The organism is Pedococcus sp. P2_E4, assembly GCF_056403935.1.
The window spans coordinates 1-10,330 of sequence record NZ_JBFUEO010000067.1 but is presented as its reverse complement, the minus strand read 5'-3'; the positions used below and the strand labels follow the sequence as shown (position 1 = coordinate 10,330).

Annotated in this window: 6 protein-coding genes; all 6 read left to right on the top strand. The window is 73.0% G+C overall.

Annotated elements, in window-relative coordinates; all coding sequences use genetic code 11:
- Positions 1–2,492, top strand: a 2,492-nt coding sequence (locus AC1DV7_RS17720) for an ATP-binding protein (RefSeq protein WP_477598654.1), incomplete at its 5' end; no start/stop codon positions are given.
- Entirely contained in the window at positions 2,489–3,589 is a 1,101-nt protein-coding gene (locus tag AC1DV7_RS17715) for a hypothetical protein (RefSeq protein WP_477598653.1), read from the top strand. The genes AC1DV7_RS17720 and AC1DV7_RS17715, both read left to right, overlap by 4 nt.
- Before the next feature lie 200 nt (positions 3,590–3,789).
- Positions 3,790–4,548, top strand: coding sequence for a matrixin family metalloprotease (locus AC1DV7_RS17710; protein ID WP_477598652.1), 759 nt, complete (start codon positions 3,790–3,792; stop codon positions 4,546–4,548).
- Positions 4,549–4,779: 231 nt separating this feature from the next.
- Positions 4,780–5,295, top strand: a complete 516-nt coding sequence (locus AC1DV7_RS17705; protein WP_477598651.1) for a hypothetical protein — start codon at positions 4,780–4,782, stop codon at positions 5,293–5,295.
- A 50-nt stretch (positions 5,296–5,345) separates the two neighbouring features.
- Complete coding sequence (locus AC1DV7_RS17700; protein WP_477598650.1) at positions 5,346–6,677, top strand: MFS transporter; 1,332 nt, start codon at positions 5,346–5,348, stop codon at positions 6,675–6,677.
- A gap of 128 nt (positions 6,678–6,805) precedes the next feature.
- On the top strand, positions 6,806–10,330 hold a 3,525-nt coding region (locus AC1DV7_RS17695; protein WP_477598649.1), incomplete at its 3' end, for an AAA domain-containing protein.

Here is a 10,330-nt window from a genome sequence, read left to right as displayed (position 1 = left end):
GTTCGGCGCAGGGGAGCGCCGCGGCGCGGGAGCAGCGCCGACTCGTCGGACGCCGCGACGTGGGGGACACCCTCCGGGAACGGATGGCGACAGCGCAGGGTGGGCGCGGTGGCGCGATCCTCGTCACGGGTCCCCCCGGTGTCGGCAAGTCGAGCGTGCTGGACCTCGCCGACAGCCTGGCCAAGAGGGCTGGCTGGCGTACTGCCCGCGGCACGGCATCGACGGTCGAGGGGCCGTGGCCGTACGCGTCGGTGCTCGAAGCTCTGGGCGACCTCTGCCGCCGCCATCCCGCTCTGCTCGACGGGCTCGACGACCGCTACCGCGAGGAGCTCGACCGCGCGCTGTCCGAACGTCAGGTGACCTGGTCGGGTGAGAGCGCCCACCAGCGGCTGTTCGTCGCGGCAGCCGAGCTGCTCCGGCTCGGCGCGGCGGGCCACGGGCTCCTGCTCGTCGTCGACGACATCCACGAGGCCGACCAGGCGTCGCTGCGCCTGCTGCACTACCTCGCCCGGTGCGCCGCGAGTGACCAGGTGCTGTTGGTGCTGGCCCACCGCGCTGCGCACAACACGGCGCTGGAGGAGGTCCACGCCAGCCTGGTGGCTCGCGGCATCGGGTCCCGCATCGAGATCGCCCCGCTGAACGAGTCGGCCACCCTGCGGCTCCTCGGCGAGCGCTTCCCCGACCTCGACGAGGCCACCCTGCAGCACATCTGGGCCGTCAGCGGTGGCCTGCCGTTCACCGCCCTGGAGCTCGGTGCAGCCGCCGCAACGGGGAGGGAACCTGCCGCGATCGCCAGCGTGCCGCCCGAGACCCTGCACTCCCTGCAGCGTGCGGCACTGCTGGGGTTGTCCTTCACCACCGACGAGTTCCTCGCCGTCGCGGGCGTCAGCGAGACGCAGGCCTACCAGCACCTCGAGACCGCCCAGACGGTCCTGGTGATCGGGTGGTCCGAGACCGGGTACCAGTTCCGGCACGCCCTGGTGCGTGAGGCCGTGCTCGACACGATGACCCCCGCAGCGCAGAGTGCGGCCCGGGTCGAGGTGGCGCGTCAGCTGGCCAGGCTCGGCGCCCCTCCGGGCCGGATCGCGCACCAGTACCTCGCTGCCGGCCAGCCGCGCCTGGCCATCCCCCATGTGCTTCCGGCCGTCGAGACCGCCGGTGCACTGGGTGCCTACCGCGATGCGCTCAGCCTCGTCGACGGCGTACGCGACTACGCGACGGGCGAGATGCTCGGTCACCTGATGGCCCGGCGCGGTGACCTGCTCACGGCCCTGGGCGATCCCGCCTCCATCGCCAGCTATCGCGCCGCGGTGCCGCTGACGACCGGGGTGGAGCACCGCCTGGTCCGGGCGAGGCTGGCGCGGGCGGCCTGCTTCGGCAGCGACTTCGACACCGCCCGCTCGGCCCTCGCCGGGCTGGAGCTGCTCGGCGACGACGCCGACGGCCCGATCCTGCTGGCGCGCGGCAACCTCGCCTACTTCAGCGGCGACATCGACGGCGCCTGGGACCTGGCGGTGGAGGCCAGGGAATCGCTCCTCACGCCCAAGGACCCGTGGAGGTACGTCGATCTCGTGACGCTGCAAGGGTTGATCGCCCACCAGCGGGGTGAGTGGTTCGAGCGGTTCCGCATCGAGCTCCGGCGGACGATGTCGGATGCCGGTCTCACCCATGCCCTGTTCGACGCCCACCTGTGTGTCGCCGAGTACCTCCTCTACGGAGGCATCCCGTATGCCGAGGTCATCGAGCTGGCTCAAGGGCTGCGGCAGCGCTCGCAGCAGTTCGGTGCCCTGCGCGGCGTCGCGTTCACGACGGCGCTGATCGGCGAGGCGGCCCTGCTGATGGGTGACCTGGACCTCGCCGAACGCGAGCTGCAGGAGGCGGTCGACCTGCACCGCGACGCCGATGCCCCTGCGGGAGAAGCACATGCGCTGCAGAGGCTCGCAGAGGTACGCATCGCACAGGGCGACCGCGTCGCGGCGATCGCCCTGCTCAACCAGGCCCTGCCCCTGGCCAGGTGGTCGGTGATCGGCTTGCACCTCCTGCAGCGGATCCACGGGTCGATGGTGGTCGCGGCCCCGGACCCCGTCGCCGCGCGCGTCGTGGTGGAGCGGGCCGAGGACAGCATGGGGGACACCGACTTCTGCCCGTTCTGCACCGTGACCTTCGAGATCCCGGCCGCGATCGCCTGCGCCGATGCGCACGACCTGCCCGCGGCCGAACGTCACCTCGCAGCGGCCGAGCTGTCAGCCCAGAAGTGGGAGGGCACCGCATGGCCGGCCGCAGTGCTGGAGGCCAAGGCCCACCTCGCCGCGGCGCGTGGCGACGCCGATGCTGCGCTGGCCCTGCTGGCCGAGGCGGCCGACCTCTTCGGCAGGGCCGGTCAGACGCTGGATGCCGCCCGCTGCTCCTCCACGGACAGCCTGCCCCTTTCGGCTCGACCTTCACAAAGCTCGCAGCAGCAGACCGCGTCAGCGGGCACCATGCGTTCATGAGCGACCTGGGGGAGCACTCACCGCTTCGGTACGGCCCGCCGCCGGCGAGCCCGCCGCCCACGTGGCCGGCCGGTCCGCCCACACCCGGCCCACGGCATACGTCTCGCCTGCCTCGCGCCGCGTGGCCCCTGGTGGTCCTCGTCGCGTCGGTCGCCGCGGGCGCGGTGGTTGGTCTGGCTGTCGGGTACGCGACCCTTGCCGCCGCCAGTGATGCCGACGGCTGGGCGGAGCTGGGAGCGTTCATCTTCGGCGCGGTCGTGGGGCTGGTCGCCTTCGGCGCCGCGTATGTCGCCGGGTTGGTGCTCGCTGGCCGCAGAGCCTTCCCGCCCGGCCGGCGCACGGTGCCGGTGACCCTGGCCCTCGGCCTCCCGGTGGCCTTCGTCCTCCTGGTCATGGTGCTCAATGGGGTCGTGGCGTCACTCGCGACCGAGCTGACGCCCGCCGTCGGCATCGTGGCCGGACTGGCCGTCCTCGCTGCCGGACCACTGGCGTTCGCCTGGAGCGACACCGCCGCCGGGCTGCGTCGGCTGCTCGTCGCCGCCGGGGTCATGGGCGCCGTCGTCCTCATGGTCGCCGGGGCGGGGGTCGGTGCCGACCGGGTCCGCACCAACCGCGTCGTGGCGCAGCTGCCGCTCGTGCTGTTCGACGGCCAGACCGCCCAGGCGCCCTTCCAGGGGTGGCGGCACACCGACTCGAGCCAGCTGTCGGTCGCCCCGAGCTCCGGCACGTTCACGGACCGGGGACACAGCGCGCACCTGACGTACCTCACGCCCACCGGCATCGCCTACGTCGCCATGCACACGGAGGTCGGCCCGTGCCAGACGACTGAGGACTACTCGTGCCGCGTCGTCGGCAGCCTCAAGGGCAACGAGGAACGGGTCTACACGCGGAACCCGTCGTACACCCGCTACCTGCGGTCGCCGCAGTTCGTCGTGGTCGTCCATGCCGACGGCAGCGCCGTCTCGGTGAGCGGCGTCGAGTCCCGCCGCGCCGGCGTCACCGCGGTGACCAGTCCCGAGCAGGTGCTCGAGCGCCTCGTGCGCGTCGACCGGCGCACGTTCGAGCGCGAGACGGGCACGACCCTGCGGGTGCGTTGAGGGGCTTCAGGCCAGGGGACCAGGGCGGCGCCCGACGGGTGGGGCACCCCGGTGGTGACGCACCCGGGCCCGCGATAACCGACGGGACGAGGCGGAGGTAGTCCGAAGGGCCGAGTTTTTCCGTTTCGCTCGCGCCGGTAATGCCCGAGTTCCTACCCTCAGCGAGGATGCCCCACCCGCCTGCCCTCCGGAGACACCTGATGCGTACCTCGATCCGCAAGACCGGGATCGCCCTCGCCCCCCTCGCGCTCGCCGCGACGGTCTTCGCCGCCATCCCACAGCCGGCCACCGGTGCCATCCAGCCGTACGCCCGTACCTACGCCAAGCTGCCCAACGGCACCAGCCAGGTCGTCCGCTGGAACGGCTGCCAGACGGCCATCACCTACAAGGTCAACCTCTCCGCCGTCCCCAGCTCGCTGCGCTCGACGGTCCTCGCCGAGACCAAGACCGCCGTGGCCAACATCGCGGCCAACACCAAGTTCACCTTCGCCTACAAGGGCTCGACGACCGAGGTGCCCAAGGTCGGCTCCATGTCGAAGCAGAGCGCCGAGCTGGTCATCGCGTTCACCACGCCCGGCGCCACGACGTACAACCTGTGGGGCTCGGTCCTGGGCGAAGGTGGCCTCTACTACGGCTGGGTGTCACGCAGCAGTGGCGGGACGACGTCCTACACCGTCGCCGCCCTGCGCGGCTTCGTCGTCATCGACACCCCGCAGATGCTCGCCCAGGCCAGCGGTGGCTACGGCACCGGCCTGCGCCGCGCCAACCTGCTCTCGCACGAGCTCGGTCACGCCATGGGCCTCAAGCACGTGAGCGACCCCACTCAGCAGATGTACCCCACGATCCGCAGCGCCTCGCCCAAGTTCCTCTACACCGGCGACCGCGCTGGACTGGCCCGCGTCGGCAAGGCTGCAGGCTGCATCAACACGGCATACATGCCGTTGCGCGACCTGAGCTGAGCGCCCGGGACGGCCTCATCGCCCGGGACCTGGGCTCATTGCCCCGGGGCCCGACCTTATACACGAGCTGGACGCCACAGGTGGGGCACTTGACCAAACCCTTACCTGAAGTGGGGACCGGCTCCACCCGAGAACGTCCTGACAGACAGGTGTTCCCCGACGCCACGACGGTGCATGGGCGAGGCTGAGGCGGTCCCCGACCCTCCGCGGTCTCCCTCCTCGAGGAGAGCGATGTCCATCGCAGCCCAGCAGCGACGAACGGCCGCCGCCCTCGCGGTCGCCGTGCCGCTGCTGGTGTTCCTGGGTGGTTGCGGGGGAGGAGTGGGCCGCGATGCCCCCGTGAAGCCGAATCCCGGTGCGCTGCAGGTCGTCTCGCCGACCGGCAAGAGCACCACGGAGCCGACCGGGCACGAGCCGTTCGCCACGGCCGGTGGCGTCAGCGCCCTGGTCCCGGGCGACCTGCAGACTCTGCGCGTGACGGTCACCAACCCAGACCAGGTGGCCTACCAGATCCTCGAGCTGACGGCTTCGCCCCAGGACGCCAACGCCGCCTGCGCCGGAGCGGCCAACCTGCTCGTCGGCCGCTACGACTCCTCCAAGCCCGGCGCCCGTACGTACGTCGTCCCTCGCGAGTCCAGCATCACGATCCCCCTCGCGGTCATGATGCTCGACACTGCGAGGTCGCAGGACGCCTGCAGGAACGTGACGTTCCCGATCGTCTACACCGGCCGGGCGACGCAGGGCTGAACGGCTGGCGGCTCCTGAGCGGGGGTGTCGGTGCCCGTCATAATGACCGGGTGCCCGCCGACCACACCGCCGACCACGCGACCAACCACGCCACCGACCGCGCCGTCCAACGCCGCACGGTCTCCACGCTGGTAGGCACGCAGGTCCTCGTCGGGGTCGGGGTCACCGCGGGTGCTGCAGTGGGGGCCCTGCTCGCCGAGGACATCGGCGGCTCCGCCGACCTCGCCGGCCTCGGTGGCACCTTCCAGGTCCTGGGTGGGGCGCTGATCGCGATCCCCATGGCCCACCTCATGGCGGCCCGCGGGCGGCGGTCCGGGCTGCTGCTCGGCTATGCGATCGGCATGGTCGGCGCGCTCGCGATCATCGCCGCCGGGCTCGTGCGCAGCTTCCCGCTGCTCCTCGTCGGCACCTCCCTCTTCGGGGGCGCCAACGCCGCCAACAGCCAGGCGCGGTATGCCGCCGCCGACCTCGCCGACGACGCCCACCGTGGGCGCGACCTGTCGACCGTCGTCTGGGCGACGACGATCGGGGCGGTGGTCGGGCCCAACCTCGCCGGCCCGGGTGAGCCGGTCGCGCGGGCGCTGGGCCTGCCGATCCTGACCGGGCCCTATGTCTTCTCCCTCGCGGGCCTCGTGCTCGGTGCGCTGCTCATGTTCGCGCGGCTGCGTCCCGACCCGCTGGTCCTCGCCCGCCAGCGGGCGGCGGCCGTCGCGACGGAGCCGCTCGAGCGCCAGCACGGGTCGGTGGTCCGCGGTGCGCGCACCCTGGCATCACGGCCCGCGGCCGTGCTCGGCGTCCTCACGACCGGTCTGGGCCACACCGTCATGGTGAGCGTCATGGTGATGACCCCGCTGCACATGCACCACGGCGGGGCCAGCCTGCGTGTGATCGGGCTGGTCATCAGCGTCCACGTGCTCGGGATGTTCGCGTTCTCCCCGCTGACCGGCCTCGCCACCGACCGCTGGGGCGGGCGCGCGTGCGCGTTCGTCGGGGCCGCGATCCTCGTGGTGGCCTGCCTCCTGGCCGCCCAGGCGCCGAGCGGGTGGTCGCCCGGTCTCGCGACCGGCCTCTTCCTCCTGGGGCTCGGCTGGTCGTTCACCCTGGTCAGCGGCTCGACCCTCATCGTCGGGGCCGTGCCGGTCGCCGAACGGGCCGGCGCCCAGGGCGCCGCCGACCTCGCGATGGGGCTGGCCGCGGGTGGTGGTGGAGCGCTCGCGGGCCTCATCGTCGGCCAGCTCGGGTATGCCGTGCTCGGCGTCTTCTCGGCCGGCCTCGCCGTCGTCATCGCGATCACGGCCCTGCTCGTCCGGGACACCTCCCCTCCCGCCGTGGTGTCGGTGCTGGAGGCGGATCTCGGTAGTACGACGGATGTGCCCGGCTGAACCGCCCGCCATACCCGCGTTTGGGGGTGCAGAGGTGACGGATGAGTCACCTCTGCACCCCCAAAGGGAGCGGCCGCAGCCCTGAGTCGGTCGGCCGCCACGGTCCGCGCGCCCGTTAGCCTGCTTGGGTGACCCAGCCGAACGACGAGACCACCGAGGCGCCGCAGCCCAGCGGCGAATCGACCGCGCCCACCCGGCATACCGAGGACACCGTCTCCCCGTCCCCAGCCGGCGACGCCCCCGACGCCCCCGACGCCGACCCGCGGGCCACCCGCGTCGCCCAGGCCGTCAAGGCCTGGCAGCGCCACCTCGTCGACCTCGGCGGACGCAACACCCTGCTCTGGTACCGCGACCTGCCGAGCGGCACGCTCGACCTCACGACCGCCCATCCCGGCGGGCTGGCGATGCTGCTCGCCGGTCGCCCCACCCGGCTGTCCGACCTCGTCCGCGAGCCCGCCGCCCTCGACGAGGCGCGCCGCCGGGCCCGCACCATCCGCGCCAAGACCCTCGAGCTCGCCGAGGAGCGGGGCATCGCCGCCGGCTTCATCGCCATCGGCATGGCCACCTGGACGGTGCGCGGCGCCTCCCGTGCGCCCGCCGCCCCCGTGCTGCTGCGGTCCTGCGTCCTCAAGCCGACAGGAGCCGCGCGCGAGGACTTCGACGTCGACCTCGGCAACGACGTCGAGTTCAACCCGGTGCTGGAGCACTACCTGCGCTCCGAGCAGGGTCTCGAGCTCGACACGAACGCCCTCGAGGAGATGGCCACCGCGAGTGGCACCTTCGACCCCTACCCCGTGTATGCCGCGTTGACCAGCCTGTGCGCGTCGGTGCCCGAGTTCGGGGTCACCCCACGGCTGGTGGCCGGGACCTTCTCGTACGCCAAACTTCCGATGGTGGCAGACCTTGCGGCACAAGGGGATTCGCTTGCCGACCACGACGTCGTCGCCGCTCTGGCCGGCGACCCCGGGGCGCTGCGGGCCGTCCGGACCAGCGTCCCCGAGTCGCCTGCGGACGCCGACCCGGCCCACGAGCTGCTGATCCTCGACGCCGACTCGACGCAGCAGGCGGCGATCGACGCCGTCCGGTCCGGTGCCCACCTGGTCATCAAGGGCCCGCCCGGCACCGGCAAGTCGCAGACCATCGCCAACCTCATCGCGAGCCTTGCGGGTGAGGGCAAGCGCGTCCTCTTCGTCGCCGAGAAGCGTGCCGCCATCGACGCGGTGCTGTCACGACTCGACGGCGTGGGGCTGTCCGACCTCGTCCTCGACGCCTACGACGGCGCCTCCAACAAGCGCCGGCTGGCGCAGGAGTTCGGGGCCGCCCTGGACCGGGGCACCCAGACCACGGACCCCGACACGACCGAGCTCGAACACGCCTTGGTCGAGCGCCGCGCCACGCTCGTCGACCACGCCACCGCGCTGCACGAGGTCCGGCAGCCGTGGGGCGTCTCCGCCCACGACGCGCAGGAGGCCATCGCCACCCTCAGCGCCGCGGCGCACCCGCCGACCTCGCGGGTCCGGGTGCGCGGCGAGCAGCTCGCCGGGCTCGACCGCCAGCAGGTCCGCGACCTCGGCCGACAGCTGACCGAGGCCGCCTCGCTCGGCGCCTGGTCCACCGACGAGGGCTCCGACCCTTGGTACGGCGCCCGCATCGCCACCTCCGACGAGGCCGTCCGGGCCCGAGACATCACCAGCTCGCTCAGCCAGGGAGCGCTGCAGGACCTCGAGCAGACCATGCAGGACGTCTTCGACGAGGTGCGGCTCCCCCCGGCGGACCGGGTGTCCGACTGGGGTGCCGTGCTCGACACCGTCGGCAAGGTCCGCGACACCCTCGAGGTGTTCCGGCCCGAGATCTTCGACATCCCGCTCGGCGACCTCGTCGCCGCCACGGGCCCCAAGGCCTACCGCAGCGAGCACGACGTGCCGCTGGGCCTGTTCGCCAGGTGGCGGCTGCGCCGGCAGGTCCGCTCGCTCCTGCGTCCGGGGCCGCCCCCCGCCGACGTGCACGCCTCCCTGCTGGACGCCCAGAAGCAACGCGTCGCCTGGCAGCGGATGGCCGGCGCCGGTGGGCGCCCCGAGATCCCGGTCGACCTCGACCGGGCGCGCACGGCATACGACGCCGTCGCGGCCGACCTCACCTGGCTGGGGGAGCGGCTGCGCACGACCGCCGCAGGCGGGGCGCTGCTCGACACGCCCCTGCCCGCGCTCCAGCAGCGGCTCGGCGACCTGGCCTCACGGCCCGAGCGCCTCACCATCGTGCCGCGGGTGCTGGGGGCGCTCGACGCGCTGCGCGAGGCGGGCATGGGTGCACTGGTCGACGACCTCGCGGCACGCGGAGTCGAGGCCGACGACGTGGCCCGCGAGCTCGAGTTCGTCTGGTGGACCTCGCTGTCCGAGGATCTCATCGTCCGCGACCCGCGCTACGGCGCCCACGACGGCGCCCAGCTGCAGCGGGTCGCGCGGGAGTACGTCGCCGCGGACCACGCCCACCTGCGAGCCAGCGCCGAACGCGTCCGTGCGGGTGCCGGGCGCCGGCTGCGCGAGGTGCTCTCCGACCACCCCGAGCAGGAGGCGCTGGTCCGGGCCGAGGCGGGCAAGGCACGCCGGCACCGCCCGCTGCGCGAGCTGCTGCCCCGGGCCGGCGAGACGCTCACCGCCGTGAAGCCCGCCTGGGCGATGTCCCCACTGGTCGTCGCCTCGGTGCTGCCGCCCGGGCGCTGGTTCGACGTGGTCATCTTCGACGAGGCGTCCCAGATCCCGCCCGCGCAGGCGGTGTCCGCGATCTCGCGGGCCCACCAGGTCGTCGTCGCGGGAGACGAGCGCCAGCTGCCGCCAACCTCGTTCTTCACCTCCGCGGTCGACGAGGAGGGCCAGCCCGAGACCGACGCGCTGACCGAGGGCTTCGAGTCGGTGCTCGACGTCCTGACCGCTGCGCTGCCGACGCGTCGGCTGTCGTGGCACTACCGCTCGCTCGACGAGCGCCTGGTCGCCTTCGCCAACAGGGAGATGTACGACGGCTCGCTGGTCACGTTCCCCGGCACCGGCTGGGATGCTGTCGTCCGGCTCGAGGCCGTCGACGGGTCCGGTGTCGTTCAACCCGGCGAGGAGGCGATCGAGTCCACCGACGCCGAGGTCGCGCGGGTCGTCGAGCTCGTCCTCGAGCACGCCCGCACCCGGCCGCACGAGTCGCTCGGGGTCATCGCCCTCGGCATCAAGCACGCTGCCCGGCTCGACGACGCCCTGCGCCGGACGCTGCTCACCGAGGCCGCCGACGGGGTCGGGGACTTCTTCGACGAGGATCGCCCCGAGCGCTTCTTCGTCAAGAACCTTGAACGCGTCCAGGGCGACGAACGCGACGCGATCATCCTGTCCATCGGCTACGGCAAGACGCCGCACGGCAGGGTCCTGCACCGGTTCGGGCCGCTCAACCTCGAGGGGGGTGAGCGCCGGCTCAACGTCGCCATCACCCGCTCGCGCCGCCGGATGACCGTGGTGTCGTCACTGCTCGCGTCCGACCTCGACCCGGCCCGCCTGAAGGCCCGGGGGGCCGTGATGCTCCGGGACTTCCTCGCGTATGCCGCCGACGGCACCTTCGCGGCCACCGGCGAGGCTGCTGCCGCGTCGGCCGCGGGCGCCACCGGCTCGCGCTCGGCG